Source organism: Citrobacter sp. Cpo221, assembly GCF_030332345.1.
Lineage (GTDB): Bacteria > Pseudomonadota > Gammaproteobacteria > Enterobacterales > Enterobacteriaceae > Citrobacter > Citrobacter portucalensis.
Genome location: NZ_JAOWIA010000061.1, coordinates 1 through 16,065, shown reverse-complemented (window position 1 = coordinate 16,065; position 16,065 = coordinate 1). Strand labels below are relative to the sequence as shown.

18 protein-coding genes are annotated in these 16,065 nt (G+C 50.9%); 9 read left to right on the top strand and 9 right to left on the bottom strand.

Features of this window, described 5'->3' with window-relative positions; all coding sequences use genetic code 11:
• Positions 1–192: 192 nt before the first annotated feature.
• The 4 genes from lolB to dauA all read left to right on the top strand — a co-directional run bounded on the left by lolB (position 193) and on the right by dauA (position 4,688).
• A complete protein-coding gene (gene lolB / locus OGY72_RS22300) occupies positions 193–816 on the top strand; it encodes a lipoprotein insertase outer membrane protein LolB (RefSeq protein ID WP_003833422.1) in 624 nt (207 codons plus the stop codon).
• Complete coding sequence (gene ispE / locus OGY72_RS22295; RefSeq protein WP_003833423.1) at positions 813–1,664, top strand: 4-(cytidine 5'-diphospho)-2-C-methyl-D-erythritol kinase; 852 nt, start codon at positions 813–815, stop codon at positions 1,662–1,664. Before lolB ends, ispE begins: the two co-directional genes overlap by 4 nt.
• Before the next feature lie 269 nt (positions 1,665–1,933).
• Positions 1,934–2,881, top strand: coding sequence for a ribose-phosphate diphosphokinase (gene prs, locus OGY72_RS22290; protein WP_001518537.1), 948 nt, complete (start codon positions 1,934–1,936; stop codon positions 2,879–2,881).
• A 124-nt stretch (positions 2,882–3,005) separates the two neighbouring features.
• A complete protein-coding gene (gene dauA / locus OGY72_RS22285) occupies positions 3,006–4,688 on the top strand; it encodes a C4-dicarboxylic acid transporter DauA (RefSeq protein ID WP_071692414.1) in 1,683 nt (560 codons plus the stop codon).
• 98 nt (positions 4,689–4,786) lie between these two features.
• Here the strand turns inward: dauA and OGY72_RS22280 are convergent, their stop codons facing one another.
• Complete coding sequence (locus OGY72_RS22280) at positions 4,787–6,250, bottom strand: pyridoxal phosphate-dependent decarboxylase family protein (protein WP_126317881.1); 1,464 nt, start codon at positions 6,248–6,250, stop codon at positions 4,787–4,789.
• 15 nt (positions 6,251–6,265) lie between these two features.
• Positions 6,266–7,651, bottom strand: coding sequence for a diaminobutyrate--2-oxoglutarate transaminase (locus OGY72_RS22275; protein WP_126957259.1), 1,386 nt, complete (start codon positions 7,649–7,651; stop codon positions 6,266–6,268).
• A gap of 608 nt (positions 7,652–8,259) precedes the next feature.
• On the opposite strand from OGY72_RS22275, the gene lysC reads away from it, so the two are divergent.
• Complete coding sequence (lysC, locus tag OGY72_RS22270) at positions 8,260–9,621, top strand: lysine-sensitive aspartokinase 3 (protein ID WP_286549558.1); 1,362 nt, start codon at positions 8,260–8,262, stop codon at positions 9,619–9,621.
• A gap of 126 nt (positions 9,622–9,747) precedes the next feature.
• Here lysC and ychH read toward each other — a convergent pair whose 3' ends face one another.
• Positions 9,748–10,029 (bottom strand): stress-induced protein YchH, encoded by a 282-nt coding sequence (gene ychH, locus OGY72_RS22265; protein WP_003833480.1) that lies wholly within the window; start codon positions 10,027–10,029, stop codon positions 9,748–9,750.
• Positions 10,030–10,303: 274 nt separating this feature from the next.
• Here ychH and pth point away from each other — a divergent pair, with 274 nt between their 5' ends.
• The 3 genes from pth to OGY72_RS22250 all read left to right on the top strand — a co-directional run bounded on the left by pth (position 10,304) and on the right by OGY72_RS22250 (position 12,958).
• On the top strand, positions 10,304–10,888 hold the full coding sequence (pth, locus tag OGY72_RS22260) for an aminoacyl-tRNA hydrolase (protein ID WP_003020814.1): 585 nt from the start codon (positions 10,304–10,306) through the stop codon (positions 10,886–10,888).
• 115 nt (positions 10,889–11,003) lie between these two features.
• Positions 11,004–12,098 carry a redox-regulated ATPase YchF gene (gene ychF / locus OGY72_RS22255; protein ID WP_003020818.1) on the top strand — a complete coding sequence of 365 codons (1,095 nt, stop codon included), beginning with the start codon at positions 11,004–11,006 and terminating at the stop codon, positions 12,096–12,098.
• A 176-nt stretch (positions 12,099–12,274) separates the two neighbouring features.
• Entirely contained in the window at positions 12,275–12,958 is a 684-nt protein-coding gene (locus OGY72_RS22250; RefSeq protein WP_202217797.1) for a hypothetical protein, read from the top strand.
• A gap of 476 nt (positions 12,959–13,434) precedes the next feature.
• Here the strand turns inward: OGY72_RS22250 and OGY72_RS22245 are convergent, their stop codons facing one another.
• The 6 genes from OGY72_RS22245 to OGY72_RS22220 form a co-directional block, all read right to left on the bottom strand.
• On the bottom strand, positions 13,435–13,560 hold the full coding sequence (locus OGY72_RS22245; RefSeq protein WP_286549555.1) for a hypothetical protein: 126 nt from the start codon (positions 13,558–13,560) through the stop codon (positions 13,435–13,437).
• Positions 13,560–14,075 (bottom strand): hypothetical protein, encoded by a 516-nt coding sequence (locus OGY72_RS22240; RefSeq protein WP_286549553.1) that lies wholly within the window; start codon positions 14,073–14,075, stop codon positions 13,560–13,562. Before OGY72_RS22240 ends, OGY72_RS22245 begins: the two co-directional genes overlap by 1 nt.
• A 63-nt stretch (positions 14,076–14,138) precedes the next feature.
• Positions 14,139–14,321, bottom strand: a complete 183-nt coding sequence (locus OGY72_RS22235) for a hypothetical protein (protein ID WP_286549550.1) — start codon at positions 14,319–14,321, stop codon at positions 14,139–14,141.
• Positions 14,318–14,467: a hypothetical protein gene (locus OGY72_RS22230; protein ID WP_202217794.1), complete on the bottom strand. Its 150-nt coding sequence runs from the start codon at positions 14,465–14,467 to the stop codon at positions 14,318–14,320. Before OGY72_RS22230 ends, OGY72_RS22235 begins: the two co-directional genes overlap by 4 nt.
• 1 nt (position 14,468) lies before the next feature.
• Positions 14,469–14,621, bottom strand: a complete 153-nt coding sequence (locus OGY72_RS22225; protein ID WP_180270928.1) for a hypothetical protein — start codon at positions 14,619–14,621, stop codon at positions 14,469–14,471.
• The gene (locus OGY72_RS22220; protein WP_286549545.1) at positions 14,611–14,877 is read right to left on the bottom strand and encodes a hypothetical protein; all 267 of its coding nucleotides are present in this window, start codon (positions 14,875–14,877) and stop codon (positions 14,611–14,613) included. The genes OGY72_RS22225 and OGY72_RS22220 overlap by 11 nt, the downstream gene beginning before the upstream one ends.
• A 530-nt stretch (positions 14,878–15,407) precedes the next feature.
• Here OGY72_RS22220 and OGY72_RS22215 point away from each other — a divergent pair.
• A protein-coding gene (locus OGY72_RS22215; RefSeq protein ID WP_249362192.1) for an IS1-like element IS1A family transposase occupies positions 15,408–16,065 on the top strand; the annotation gives its coding sequence in 2 pieces (ribosomal slippage) (positions 15,408–15,657 and positions 15,657–16,065; 659 coding nt annotated over the 2 pieces). This gene is flagged as partial in the annotation.

The following is a 16,065-nucleotide window of genomic DNA, read 5'->3' as shown; positions in this document are numbered from 1 at the left end:
GCGTTGATAAGGTTAGACTGGGTGCATCATACAGGATGCGTGCGGTCAATAAAAGAGACTGACCCCTTTTGGAGTAATAGCTTAGTGCACAAATTTAAGCGATTTAAGATAACTTGAACGTAGACGATGTCTGATGGCGGCGCTAGCATTAAGAGTTATAACTGCAACGTATCTCAAGGATTTGTCATCATTATGACCCTGCCTGATTTTCGCCTGATTCGCCTGCTGCCGCTGGCGGCCCTGGTTCTTACTGCCTGTACGCTCAACGCGCCTAAAGGTCCCGGTAAAAGCCCCGATTCTCCGCAGTGGCGCCAGCACCAACAGGAAGTTCGCGCCCTGAACCAGTATCAGACGCGTGGTGCGTTTGCCTATATTTCCGATCAACAGAAAGTGTATGCCCGCTTTTTCTGGCAGCAAACCGGTCAGGATCGCTATCGTCTCCTGCTGACCAACCCACTGGGCAGCACGGAACTGGAACTTAATGCGCAGCCTGGCAACGTCGAACTGGTCGATAACAAAGGCAAGCATTACACCGCCGACGACGCTGAAGAGATGATTGGCAAACTGACCGGCATGCCTATCCCATTAAACAGCTTGCGCCAATGGATCCTTGGTCTGCCAGGTGACGCCACCGATTATAAGCTCGACGACCAATATCGTCTGAGTGAAGTGAACTACAGCAAAGACGGTAAAAACTGGAAAGTGGTCTATAGCGCCTACGACAGCAAAACCCAGCCTGCGATGCCAGCAAACATGGAGCTGTCTGACGGTTCCCAGCGTATTAAGCTGAAAATGGATAACTGGATTGTGAAATGATGACCCATTGGCCCTCTCCGGCAAAACTGAATTTGTTTTTATACATCACCGGACAGCGTGCGGACGGTTACCACACGCTGCAGACCTTATTTCAGTTTCTTGATTATGGCGACACGATAGATATTACACCGCGTAGCGACGGCGAAATTCACCTGTTAACCCCAGTGGAAGGCGTTGCGCATGAAGACAATCTGATCGTCCGTGCGGCACGTTCGCTGATGAAAGCGGCATCTGAAAGCAATCGCCTTCCCAAAGGGAGTGGTGCGGACATCAGTATCGACAAACGCCTGCCGATGGGCGGCGGTCTTGGCGGAGGTTCGTCTAATGCGGCAACCGTTCTGGTGGCGCTGAATCATCTCTGGCAGTGCGGACTTTCGGTTGATGAACTGGCGGCACTCGGCTTAACGCTGGGGGCGGATGTTCCCGTATTCGTGCGCGGCCATGCGGCCTTTGCCGAAGGTGTTGGCGAAATTCTGACGCCGGTCGAGCCTGAGGAAAAGTGGTATCTGGTTGCACATCCGGGAGTCAGTATTCCGACACCGGTGATTTTTAACGATCCCGACCTCCCGCGCAACACGCCAAAAAGGTCAATAAAAACGTTACTAAAATGTGAATTCGGCAATGATTGCGAGGTTATCGCAAGAAAACGTTTTCGCGAGGTTGATGCGGCGCTTTCCTGGCTGTTAGAATACGCGCCGTCGCGCCTGACTGGTACAGGGGCTTGTGTCTTTGCTGAATTTGACACTGAGTCTCGTGCTCGCCAGGTGCTTGAGCAAGCCCCGGAATGGCTCAAAGGCTTTGTGGCGAAAGGCGTCAACCTCTCCCCATTGCACAGAGCGTTACTCTAAATCCTTCGGGTTTCAGGAAAATGGCGAAACGACGAATCGCCAGGTGCATACAACTTCAGTATGTAACTGGTGTGAGGAATTGATGCCAGCGCAAATGAAACGCGGAAGATAAAGAGTAAGCCGGGCAAGCTGAGTTGCGGTGACAACGTCACCCTGTTCCAGACGTTGCATCGCGCTCTTTAATACACCGCATGGAGAGGATACTGCCTGGCCCGCACAGTTTTCGGCAGATTCTTTCCACCAATGGACGCATGCCTGAGGTTCTTCTCGTGCCTGATATGAAGCTTTTTGCTGGTAACGCCACCCCGGAACTAGCACAACGTATTGCCAACCGCCTGTACACTTCACTCGGCGACGCCGCTGTAGGTCGCTTTAGCGACGGCGAAGTCAGCGTACAAATTAATGAAAATGTACGCGGTGGTGATATTTTCATCATCCAGTCCACTTGTGCCCCTACTAACGACAACCTGATGGAATTGGTCGTTATGGTTGATGCGCTGCGCCGTGCTTCCGCAGGCCGTATCACCGCCGTTATTCCTTACTTCGGCTATGCACGTCAGGATCGTCGCGTACGTTCCGCTCGTGTACCGATTACCGCTAAAGTCGTCGCTGATTTCCTGTCCAGCGTTGGCGTTGACCGCGTCCTCACCGTTGACCTGCATGCTGAACAGATCCAGGGCTTCTTTGACGTACCGGTTGATAACGTATTCGGTAGCCCGATCCTGTTAGAAGACATGCTGCAGCTGAACCTGGACAACCCGATTGTGGTTTCTCCGGATATCGGTGGCGTCGTGCGTGCCCGCGCTATCGCTAAACTGCTGAACGATACCGACATGGCTATCATCGACAAACGTCGCCCGCGTGCGAACGTTTCTCAGGTGATGCACATTATTGGTGACGTTGCAGGTCGTGACTGTGTTCTGGTTGATGACATGATCGATACCGGCGGTACGCTGTGCAAAGCAGCAGAAGCACTGAAAGAACGTGGTGCAAAACGCGTATTTGCTTACGCTACTCACCCGATCTTCTCAGGTAATGCGGCAAACAACCTGCGCAACTCAGTGATTGATGAAGTCGTAGTCTGTGACACTATTCCACTGACTGACGAAATCAAAGCGCTGCCAAACGTGCGTACATTGACCCTGTCGGGTATGCTGGCCGAAGCGATTCGTCGTATCAGCAACGAAGAATCCATCTCTGCTATGTTCGAGCATTAATCGAGCCCGGCTCAAAAACCCGCTGCGGCGGGTTTTTTTATCTGCAATACTTATTTGTATGACTTATGCCTCCTTCACCTGCCATTTAGTTGACAGATGATGCGCTCATGGATGAAACATTATTGTGAACAGATTATTTTCCTCACATGTGATGCCTTTCCGCGCCCTCATCGACGCTTGTTGGAAAGAAAAATATACTGCCTCTCGCTTTACCCGTGACCTGATCGCCGGGATAACCGTTGGGATCATCGCCATTCCGCTGGCAATGGCCCTGGCAATAGGCAGTGGCGTTGCGCCGCAGTACGGCCTGTATACCTCAGCCGTCGCTGGGATTGTTATCGCCCTTACCGGCGGTTCACGCTTTAGCGTATCTGGCCCAACCGCCGCCTTCGTGGTCATTCTGTATCCGGTGTCGCAACAGTTTGGGCTGGCAGGCCTGCTGGTTGCCACGCTCATGTCCGGGATATTCCTGATCCTTTTCGGCCTCGCTCGTTTTGGCCGCCTGATCGAATATATCCCCGTGTCGGTAACGTTAGGTTTTACATCGGGTATTGGTATCACCATTGGTACCATGCAGATTAAAGATTTTCTTGGCCTGCAGATGGCCCATGTCCCGGAGCACTACCTGCAAAAGGTCGGCGCGCTGTTTATGGCCTTGCCAACCATTAACTTCGGTGATGCCGCCATTGGCGTAGTGACGCTAGGGATCTTGATTTTCTGGCCGCGCCTGGGGATCCGACTGCCGGGCCACCTTCCCGCGCTGCTGGCTGGCTGTGCGGTAATGGGTATCGTGAACCTGACCGGCGGCCATGTCGCCACCATTGGTTCGCAGTTCCACTACATTCTGGCTGACGGCTCACAGGGTAACGGTATCCCACAACTGCTGCCGCAGTTGGTCCTGCCGTGGAATATGCCGGAATCAAACTTTACCCTGAGCTGGAGCTCGTTACAGGCGCTGTTACCGGCAGCCTTCTCGATGGCGATGCTGGGGGCAATTGAATCTCTGCTGTGCGCCGTCGTACTCGATGGGATGACCGGCACCAAGCATAAAGCTAACAGCGAGTTGATTGGCCAGGGGCTGGGTAACATCGTGGCACCGTTCTTTGGCGGTATCACCGCCACAGCAGCAATTGCCCGCTCTGCGGCAAACGTCCGCGCTGGGGCGACCTCGCCAATCTCTGCGGTTATCCACGCGATTCTGGTGATCCTCGCCCTGCTGGTACTTGCACCGCTGCTTTCCTGGTTACCGCTTTCCGCCATGGCCGCCCTACTGCTGATGGTGGCATGGAACATGAGTGAAGCGCATAAAGTGGTGGATTTGCTGCGTCATGCGCCGAAAGACGACATCATTGTCATGCTGATGTGTATGTCGCTGACGGTGCTGTTCGACATGGTTATTGCCATCAGCGTCGGTATTGTTCTCGCTTCTCTGCTGTTTATGCGTCGTATTGCGCGCATGACGCGTCTGGCGCCGGTCAACGTAGACGTACCGGACGATGTGCTGGTGCTGCGCGTTATTGGTCCGCTGTTCTTTGCCGCGGCGGAAGGATTATTTACCGATCTCGAGTCGCGTATTGAAGGTAAACGCATCGTAGTCTTGAAGTGGGACGCGGTCCCGGTACTGGATGCCGGTGGTCTGGACGCTTTCCAGCGCTTTGTAAAACGTCTGCCGGAAGGTTGTGAATTACGCATCAGTAATCTGGAATTCCAGCCGCTACGTACCATGGCGCGCGCGGGTATTCAGCCGATTGCCGGGCGTCTGACGTTCTTCCCGAATAAAGATGCTGCGCTAGCAGATATCCGCTAACGTGTAGCCCGGCCAGGCGAAACGCCACCGGATTACAAATGACAGACAAAAAAATGGCTCCCGTACGTGGGAGCCATTTTTTATAATAAGCTTATTGCTTACGCGTTCAGCAGTTGCTCAGCCGTTGCCTTCACGCTTGCCAGCAGGACTTTGACATCCTCCAGACATACCGTCGGATTGAGCAGCGTTAGCTTCAGGCAGGTGACACCATCGGCTTCGGTCACGCCGACGTTGGCGCTACCAGAAGCCAGCAGAACGTCGCCAATACGCTGGTTCAGCAGCGCGACAAATGCCACGTCGTCACTTTGCGGGCGGAAGCGGAACAGCACGCTTGCCAGCTGTGGTTCCATCACCAGTTCAAGATGCGGCTGGGTTTTGACAAACTCAGCAACATCACGCGCCAGCGTCACACCGTTATCAATGATCTCGGCATACTGCTTTTTGCCCAGCGCTTCGAGGCCCATCCACAGCTTAAGCGCATCGAAACGACGCGTGGTCTGCAGCGACTTCGATACCAGGTTTGGTACGCCAGCCTCTTCATCGAAATCAGAGTTCAGATACGCCGCCTGGTAACGCATCAGCTCGTAGTGGCGCGCATCTTTTAACAGGAACGCACCGCAGCTGATGGTCTGGAAGAACTGCTTGTGGAAATCCAGCGTCACGGAATCGGCCAGCTCAAGGCCGTTCAGGAAGTCACGGTACTTCTCAGAAAGCAGTAACGCCCCGCCCCATGCTGCATCCACGTGCATCCAGATCTGATGTTCTGCCGCCAGCGCTGCTATATCCGCTAACGGATCGATTGCGCCCGCATCGGTAGTACCGGCAGTGGCGACAATTGCCATCACCTGCTCGCCGTTGGCTTTCGCCTGGGCCAGCTTGTCTTTCAGGTCAGCCAGATCCATGCGTGAAAACGCATCGGTCTTCACCTGGGTGACGGAACGGTAGCCCAGCCCCATCAGCGCCATGTTCTTCTGCACTGAGAAGTGCGCGCTTTCAGAGCAGAACACTTTGATTTTACTCAGATCACCGGTCAGACCCTCCTGCTGAATGGAGTGCCCCTGGCGAGCGAAGAAAGCATCACGCGCCAGCATCAGGCCCATCAGGTTACTCTGCGTACCGCCGCTGGTGAATACGCCCGCATCACCTGTCGGGTATCCAACCTGCTCACGCAACCACTCGATCAGCTTGATCTCAATGATGGTGGCCGACGGGCTCTGGTCCCAGGAGTCCATACTCTGGTTGGTGGCGTTGATCAGCACTTCCGCCGCCTGGCTTATTACCAGGCTCGGGCAGTGCAGATGCGCCACGCACTGCGCATGGTGAACCAACAAGCTGTCTTTGAGAAAGTATTCAACCGCACGCTCAATAGCGGCCTGGTTGCCCAGGCCCTGAGACGTAAAATTCAGGTTGATACGTTCACGCAGTTGCTCAACGGTTTTACCCTGATACATCTCAGGCTGCTTCAACCATTCAACGACCGCTTGCGTACTCTGCTCGATAGCGTCCTGATAAGCTGCAATGCTTTGCGCCGAGCCGGACAGAATCGGGTTTACGTCTGACATTCGATCCAACTCCGTTTAAACCGGCTTAACGCCAGCGCCCAGCAGGGCGTTTTCGAATTTATCGAGGAAGATTTCCAGCTCAGCGTTGGTGATCAGCAGTGACGGCAGCAGGCGCAGCACGCAACCGTTGCGGCCACCACGCTCCAGAATCAGCCCATTTTCGAAGCATTTTTTCTGCAGCAACGCGGACAGCTCGCCATCGGCCGGGTAGCAGCCCATGTGATCCTGCGCTTCGTTCGGCTTCACGATTTCCAGACCGATCATCAGACCCAGACCGCGCACCTGGCCGATAACCGGGTAGCGTTTCTGCAGGTCAGCCAGTTTGCCTTTCAGCCACTCGCCCTGGGCAGCAACTTTATCGGCAATCTTGTCGTCTTTGAGGATCTTCAGCGTTGTCAGACCGGTCGCCATCGCCAGCTGGTTGCCGCGGAAGGTGCCAGTGTGGTGGCCCGGAGCCCACGCATCGAACTTCTTCTTAATACCCAGCACCGCCAACGGCAGACCGCCGCCAACCGCTTTGGACATCACGATGATATCTGGCTCAATACCGGCATGTTCGAAGGCGAACAGTTTACCGGTACGTGCAAAACCAGCCTGAACTTCATCGATGATCAGCAGAATGCCGTGTTCCTGCGTCACTTTACGAATGCGCTGCAGCCACTCGACCGGAGCCGGATTCACGCCACCTTCTCCCTGCACCGCTTCGAGGATCACGGCAGCCGGTTTACGCACGCCGCTTTCAACGTCGTTGATCAGGTTTTCGAAGTAGTAGGTTAATGCTTTGACGCCAGCGTCGCCGCCGATACCCAGCGGGCAACGGTACTGATGCGGATACGGCATAAACTGCACTTCCGCCATCATGTTGCTGACCGCTTCTTTCGGCGACAGGTTGCCGGTCACGGACAGCGCGCCGTGGGTCATCCCGTGGTAGCCGCCGGAGAAACTGATGATGCTGGAACGGCCGGTGACTTTCTTCGCCAGCTTCAGCGCGGCTTCAACGGCATCGGCACCGGACGGCCCGGTAAACTGCAGGCAATATTCTTTGCCCTGACCCGGTAATAAAGAAAGTAAATATGATGAGAATTCATCTTTTAACGGCGTGGTAAGGTCAAGCGTATGTAACGGTAAGCCGCTTGTGATGACACTTTGAATGCTCTGCAGCACTTCAGGATGGTTATGACCAAGCGCCAGGGTTCCGGCACCTGCCAGGCAATCAAGATATTGATTATTTTCTACATCAGTAATCCAGACGCCCTGCGCTTTAGCGATCGCTAATGGCAGTTTACGTGGATAGCTGCGGACATTAGATTCAAACTCAGCCTGTCTTGCTAAAAAGGTATCATTGCTCTGTGGTAATGAATTAGCACTTAAAGTATCAATACGGACTTTATCCGTCATCATATCACTCCTACAACCAGGTGTAGATTAACACCTGATTGAATAAATGGTTATAAGGATTACCTGTAAAAAAGCGCGGCTAATATATGTTGTTTTAGCTTAGGACTCAATCATTTATTTTTCGGCATTAAAAATAACAACTTTTCCCTTAAAATTCAAAGCGTAACAACCATTTGCCATTACTAAATCCTAAAGAAATATATCTATTTAATTAACAATGTTGTAGCTAATTGCAACGCAGACAATCTAATAAAAACCATGAGATTTTCGTGTTTTTATTATTTTTTTACACGTTTTTACCATTAATGATGCTCGCGATATCTTGTGATGACATGATTTTTCACTTATTTGTCGATAAATCGAATAAAAAAGTCGATCCCTAAATATAAATCACTTAGTATGGCGCGCTTATTTACAGGCTATGTAGATAAAATTAATGCGCAGCACCCGATAACGCGTACAGGCGACACGCGTTATCGACAACAGGTATTCCCTGGGTTGTCAGCAGAAATGTTCGCGGGCGGACATTTCGTAAGGCGAACTTCGTTCCCTTATGCCGAGAATGAAAATTTTCTAGCCATACTTTTATGGCGCCCTGATATGAGATTGTTATGACTCGCATTTATCCACCATCCGTCGTTGCCAAATTTGGCGGCACCAGCGTCGCTGATTTTGATGCGATGAATCGAAGCGCCAGCATTGTCCTTGCTGATCAAGATGTCCGTTTAGTCGTTTTGTCTGCTTCAGCAGGCGTGACAAACTTACTGGTTGAGCTTTCTGAAGGTCTGGAAACACATCAACAATTAGATAAGATTGAGACTTTACGCGCCATTCAATACAACATTATTTCCCGCCTGAAGCAGCCGTCCGTTATCAGCACGGAAATCGATAATCTTCTCAACAACATACGTCGTCTTGCACAAACGGCGATGGTTTCGCCGTCTGATGCGTTAAGCGATGAATTAGTCAGCCATGGCGAGCTGATGTCCTCGCTACTTTTTACTGAAGTCTTACGTGAACGGCATGCCGAGGCTGGGTGGTTTGACGCCCGTAGTGTGATGCGTACTAACGCGAACTTCGGCTGTGCCGAACCCGAGCTTGGCACACTGCACCACCAGGTGGAGACTCACCTGCGCCCTCGTCTTGAACAAGCGATTATGGTGACTCAGGGATTTATCGGGCGTGATGTCGCAGGACACACCACAACGCTTGGACGCGGCGGTAGTGATTACACGGCTACGCTTCTCGGTGAGGCGCTTCACGCCACACGCGTTGACATCTGGACCGACGTCGCAGGGATCTACACCACCGACCCACGCATTGCGCCGCGGGCCAAACGAATCGACCATATCTCATTTTCCGAGGCCAGCGATATGGCCGCCTACGGGGCGAAGGTCCTCCACCCGGCGACACTGCTCCCGGCAATGCGTAAAAGCATTCCGGTTTTTGTTGGCTCAAGTAAGGATACTGCCGCCGGAGGTACGCTGGTACACAACACCACCGATAATCCACCTCGCTATCGTGCGCTCGCCGTGCGTCGTAAACAGACGCTGTTGCGGTTACACAGTCTGGAGACGCAACCTACCTGTTCTTTCCTGGCGCAGTCCTTCGCCATTTTAGCTCGCCACGCGGTCACGGTGGATTTGGTTACAACCTCAGAGAATAGTATTGCGCTGGCGCTGGATGCCACTCATGCAACCTCAGGTGAAGACCATGTGCTGACCACCGCATTGTTTACCGCCTTGTCCTCCCACTGTCGTGTGGAAGTGGAAACCGGACTGGCGTTGGTCACTTTGGTGGGGAATCAACTCACACAGGCTGCGGGAGTTTGCAAAGACGTTTTTGCCTGGCTTGAAGAGCATACGGTACGAATGATTTGCCATGGGGCGTCAAACGACAACCTGAGCATCCTGTTACCGGCTGACAATGCAGACAGCGCGATCAAAGCGTTACATTATCGGTTATTCGAATAACGTTTCTTTGTAGTATGCCACCAAAGGTAGAAGTCGTTTAATCCAGTACTGACGAAAAAGCAGAGCCCTGGTTTTTAAACCAGGACTTTGTGTTCAAACAACCGCACTCCGAGTTGGGAGAGCTATTTAGTTATGCCGATGATTGGTATCACCGCGACGGCAGCGTTTGTCATAGTGGCGCACCCACCAGTAACGATCGCTGATTTGTTCGTGCCCCCCCACTCTGGCACCCGCCAACCAAAGGACACCACCAACAAAAATACTGAGCACGGCACCATGTGCGAAAAACTGTGGCAGATTAAATTGCGGCAGTTGGTTTAAAATAGAGTAACCAACACCACCCACCATCACCACCAACCCTAAAGCCATGAGCACGTTACCGAGTAACGAAGCGTTTTTGCGTTTCATGTGTCACCTCCGGAACTTTGGGTTGTTACAGGGAATACCCCTAATCCTTATGTGTAAAGTATAGACAACACTGCCGTTCGCAAGTGCGGGAGCGATCACAATTACAAACACTCACGCAACAAAACTTTACAAATAAGCCACTGAACACACTCATTTTCTAATAGTCCATTTCTGCAATTATTCAGCTTTTTGCGATAAGCACGCAGTTTTTTGTCAACAGCAGCGTCAGACAGTAAACTACACGTCGTTTATCGAAACACTCAGGACAAAACACGTGGCGATTAAATTGATTGTTGGCCTGGCGAACCCCGGCGCAGAGTATGCGGCAACGCGACACAATGCAGGCGCATGGTATGTCGATCTGCTGGCAGAAAGATTACGCGCTCCCCTGCGCGATGAGCCGAAATTCTTCGGCTACACCTCCAGAGTTACGCTTGAAGGTGAGGACGTCCGTCTGCTGGTGCCAACCACATTTATGAATCTGAGCGGCAAGGCTGTCGGTGCGATGGCCAGTTTTTATCGTATTAACCCCGATGAAATTTTGGTCGCACACGATGAGTTAGACCTGCCCCCTGGCGTGGCCAAATTTAAGCTTGGCGGCGGTCATGGCGGACATAATGGCCTGAAAGACATCATTAGTAAGTTAGGTAATAACCCCAACTTTCATCGTTTACGCGTTGGAATTGGCCATCCGGGCGATAAAAACAAAGTTGTCGGATTTGTTTTAGGCAAACCGCCTGTTTCAGAACAGAAGTTAATTGATGAAGCAATTGACGAAGCGGCACGTTGTACCGAGATTTTGTTCAAAGACGGCCTGACCAAAGCGACGAGCCGGTTACACACCTTTAAAGCGCAATAAGCAGCGATGTGCGGCATTTTTCTCGCGTGCTGTGTATAATAGGCAAAGTTATTTACATTTCTACAATCTGTTTTCCATAACAGGTTGAATATCAAAAGATTAAGGTGATTTAAACATGGGATTCAAATGCGGTATCGTCGGTTTGCCAAACGTAGGCAAATCCACCCTGTTCAACGCGCTCACAAAAGCGGGTATTGAAGCGGCAAACTTCCCGTTCTGTACTATCGAGCCGAACACCGGTGTTGTCCCGATGCCCGATCCGCGTCTGGATCAGCTGGCCGAAATCGTCAAACCGCAGCGTATCCTGCCAACAACGATGGAATTCGTCGACATCGCCGGCCTGGTAAAAGGTGCGTCCAAAGGTGAAGGTCTGGGTAACCAATTCCTGACCAACATCCGTGAAACCGAAGCTATCGGCCACGTGGTGCGTTGCTTTGAAAACGACAACATCATCCACGTTAATAACAAAGTGGATCCGGCTGACGACATTGAAGTTATCAATACCGAGCTGGCGTTGTCCGACCTCGATACCTGTGAGCGCGCTATCCATCGCGTGCAGAAGAAGGCCAAAGGCGGCGACAAAGACGCTAAAGCAGAGCTGGCTGCGCTGGAAAAATGCCTGCCACAGCTGGAAAACGCTGGCATGCTGCGCGCGCTGAAAACGCTGACTGACGAAGACAAAGCGGCCATCAAATACCTGAGCTTCCTGACGCTGAAGCCAACAATGTACATCGCCAACGTCAACGAAGACGGTTTTGAAAACAACCCATACCTAGATAAAGTGCGCGAAATCGCGGCTGCCGAAGGTTCTGTTGTGGTTGCCGTTTGCGCTGCCGTTGAAGCTGACATCGCTGAACTCGATGATGCTGACCGTGAAGAATTCATGGCTGAAATGGGTCTGGAAGAGCCGGGCCTGAACCGCGTTATCCGTGCTGGCTACGAATTGCTGAACCTGCAGACCTACTTCACTGCTGGCGTGAAAGAAGTCCGTGCCTGGACCATTCCTGTCGGTGCCACGGCTCCGCAGGCAGCCGGTAAAATCCATACCGACTTCGAGAAAGGCTTTATCCGCGCACAAACCATCGCGTTTGAAGATTTCATCACCTATAAAGGTGAGCAAGGTGCGAAAGAAGCTGGGAAAATGCGTGCCGAAGGTAAGGACTATATCGTCAAAGATGGCGATATCATGAACTTCCTGTTCAACGTCTAACACTGTCATTTTTACTTATAAATCATATAGTTACATAGAAATAAAAGCTTGCGATTTTGCGGCGCGCACAGACCCGCGTACAAAGTGCGCGGCGCTACCCTTCTAAATGTAACAGCCGATCACACAAAGTTGTCGGCTGTTATCGTATTATCCATTCATGAAAATCGAGGAACTTAATGATGAAAGGATATGCGTACTCTTTGTCAATACTCACCCTACTGGTGAGCGCACCGGCTTTATCGCTGAGCGATACCATTAAGAATCAGTTAATATTTATCGAGAAACCTTGGACCATTACGCATCTGGACGACTTACAGGTGGATTGCCTGTGGACAAGGGACGACGCGGGTCGTTTGAACAGTGAGGCAATGGGGCCAGATGGCTCAGGCGTGTGCTGGGATATAAAGGCAGACGAGCAGGTCAACAAGCTGGATAAAGAAAATAAACTTGTATGGCATAACGCGCCTCATTTCGACCACGAGTACGGCGACAAAACCAAATGCTACTACCGCGTGGACAAAACCATTGGACTTGTTGACTTCAGGCTTGGTGGAAATGTTACCGAAGCAGAAGAGAGAGACTGTAAGAGTCAAAATTCAATGGACAGAGCATTGAGAAATGCAACACCTGTTGTATCTGACTTCCAAAAAATAGTCATGGCTCAAATCAACGCCTGTTACGCAGGCATGAACGGCACGCTGACAGGAGACTGGTCTACTCAAATGGTTAAATATGCAACCATTACGAGCGAGTTTAAGGGTAATGGCGGGGCAATCTCACGCATTGGTAGAGCATTCGACTATGGAAAGCTGCTGGCAAATTCTCCCAATGACTGCGTCAATTTTGTTACCCGATCATAATACCTTTTCTATCTTCCGGATTAGCAGCGCAACGCTATGAATAAGCATTGCGGACATACCCGTGAAAACGAGCCAAAAATAGAAATCAGTTACCATCCGAATATCTCAATGGCTTTACCAGGCTAAAAATAATGCCTCTTTGATGACGGTATTCACTCCATTCTCCGACTGTGGCGGCGTTGTGCTGTGCGCAACCACCGAAAAATGACGTCCAGCGGCGGGGCATTCTTATGCCCCATTGTTTCGCGGCTTCGATAGCCATTGCGCAGTCACTCATAATGGCTCATCCCACACCCAGCGAGCCTTGACCACCCCCTCGATAACAGGGATTCTCAGAGCCTTCAAGTGTTCACGGGTGTACGTAGGGGCTATTTGAAGCATCTTGCGTAGCTCGTCAAATGGTATACCCGCGCCAGATTCATCGGGTACTAAACTACTCATAGCACGGTATGCCCATTCAGGCGCGGTAAGCATTTTCATTCCGAAGCCTTACGCTGTTGCTGCTTAGCGATGACGTGAGCAGGGATGCCGGGATGTCTGTCACCACGCTGATAGCCCCGTTTGAAATCGTTCATCACTCGCTTGTCGTTACCTTTCATCATCACACCTCCGCAAAATATTTAATGTCTTTGATAAATTTGATATCTAACGAAATATCGGCGATTTCTGTTTCCAGAATTTTCAGTTGCTCGCACATATCCGTGAGAACGTGGACATAATTGAAAATGTCACTGTGAGGCATCACAATTCTGAGAACCTCATCATCAAGTTGACCGGTCAGCATATAGGCCATCGCTGCCGCGCCGCCATCGATGCGGAATAGGTCGGCAGGCGTTTGCACAAATTTAGTCTGTCCGAATGCTGATATTGCACGCATTTGCCATTTACTTGTGAAATCATCACTCATCACGGCTTTTTTGAGTGCCGGTAAAAATGCTTCTTTCTTTGACTTTAATTCAGCGGCGCACGCTTCGATGTGCTTAGACATATCCGGCTTCACCACAGTGGTTTTGAGCTGCTCAATCTGTTTTTCCAGCTTTGCCACTTCTTCTCTTACTTGTTTGCGCTTGGTGCGCCAATCGTCCATGGCTTCAATAGCTGCGTCTACATAATTCATATTATTCTTGTCCTCAAATAGTCTGACGGGATCGTCATTAGGGAAATAAAAAGGCCTCTTTACTTAGAGGCCTTTAATTTTCATTACTTCCTGCAATAGTCGGCGGTCGTTAACTGGCGCACCGGTGTAAGGGTGTCGAAGTTCTCCGGCATTAAATTGCTTTAGTAGTGCGTCTCGTTTGCCGTGCTTCGATAAGTCCACACCGTTTCGCGTGATCACAGCTCTGTTATAAATAGACTTACTCATTTTCGTCTCCACGCTTCACTGATCTTTTTCTTAGCGGCTGCCATAGGGTCTTGAACTGGTTGAGCATCGTTAACCACTGGCGTTAATGGCTCGCTGTCACGCCATGCGTTTGCAATGCGTTGCTTCATTAAATTGTGGTAATCCATGTCAGTACTCCGGGTTATCGCCATAGAATAAGTTGTACAATTCACCATCTGGCTCATAGAGCGCCCTGAACATGTCTTCTTTCGTTACAGGCACATCGTCCTGTTCAGAACGCTCAAGCGCGTTGAGCCGTTCCATCTTTTCCTTACTTGTCATTGCGAGACTCCAGAGCGGCGAGACGGCGATCGAATTCCACGAGTTCATTAATACGTGCGCGGAGAACTTCGGCATCAATACTATTTGCAGGTGTGATGGCTTTAAGACCCGGGTAGACACGCTCAAGCGTAAATTTGACCGCATCCCAGTCCCCGTTATCAACAAGACGCGTGAGTTGAACCATTGCCGAGTCAGAGAGGGATTTTGGCAAAATGCGGCGCGTTGTATTTTTGCTCCCCACTGGGCGACCAGCCATTTGCTTGCTCCTATTAATTAATGATTTTTCATTATTGCCAGTGTTCGATAGGTTAATTAAACATTATTAATGGTGAATGCACAAGAAATATTACAATTAGTTTATTGACGATAGCGTCAAGATGTGATATGCAGCAAATTAGTTACCACCAGCACCAGTGAATAATCGCTACACAAAGCAATTAAGATGCAGGCGGCGGAAAGTACGCGATTGCCACGCTGGTGTGAAAAGGGTCTGAATAGCCCTTTCATTCAGATAATTACAACTTACTGATATTACTGGATTTTAATGTGGGAAGGGTCTGAATACCGAGAGGTCCGAAACACTGCATACCAACGCTACATAAAATATATACATGTATGTAGCTTATACATACATGTATATATTTTATTACCTCTGTAATAGTTTTATTTAGACCTTTTGGAGCCTTACAGAATAAAAACCAGCAATATCAATGCGTTTAGACGGTTCCGAAGGTGATGCTGCCAACTTACTGATTTAGTGTATGATGGTGTTTTTGAGGTGCTCCAGTGGCTTCTGTTTCTATCAGCTGTCCCTCCTGTTCAGCTACTGACGGGGTGGTGCGTAACGGCAAAAGCACTGCCGGACATCAGCGCTATCTCTGCTCTCACTGCCGTAAAACATGGCAACTGCAGTTCACTTACACCGCTTCTCAACCCGGTACGCACCAGAAAATCATTGATATGGCCATGAATGGCGTTGGATGCCGGGCAACCGCCCGCATTATGGGCGTTGGCCTCAACACGATTTTACGTCACTTAAAAAACTCAGGCCGCAGTCGGTAACCTCGCGCATACAGCCGGGCAGTGACGTCATCGTCTGCGCGGAAATGGACGAACAGTGGGGCTATGTCGGGGCTAAATCGCGCCAGCGCTGGCTGTTTTACGCGTATGACAGGCTCCGGAAGACGGTTGTTGCGCACGTATTCGGTGAACGCACTATGGCGACGCTGGGGCGTCTTATGAGCCTGCTGTCACCCTTTGACGTGGTGATATGGATGACGGATGGCTGGCCGCTGTATGAATCCCGCCTGAAGGGAAAGCTGCACGTAATCAGCAAGCGATATACGCAGCGAATTGAGCGGCATAACCTGAATCTGAGGCAGCACCTGGCACGGCTGGGACGGAAGTCGCTGTCGTTCTCAAAATCGGTGGAGCTGCATGACAA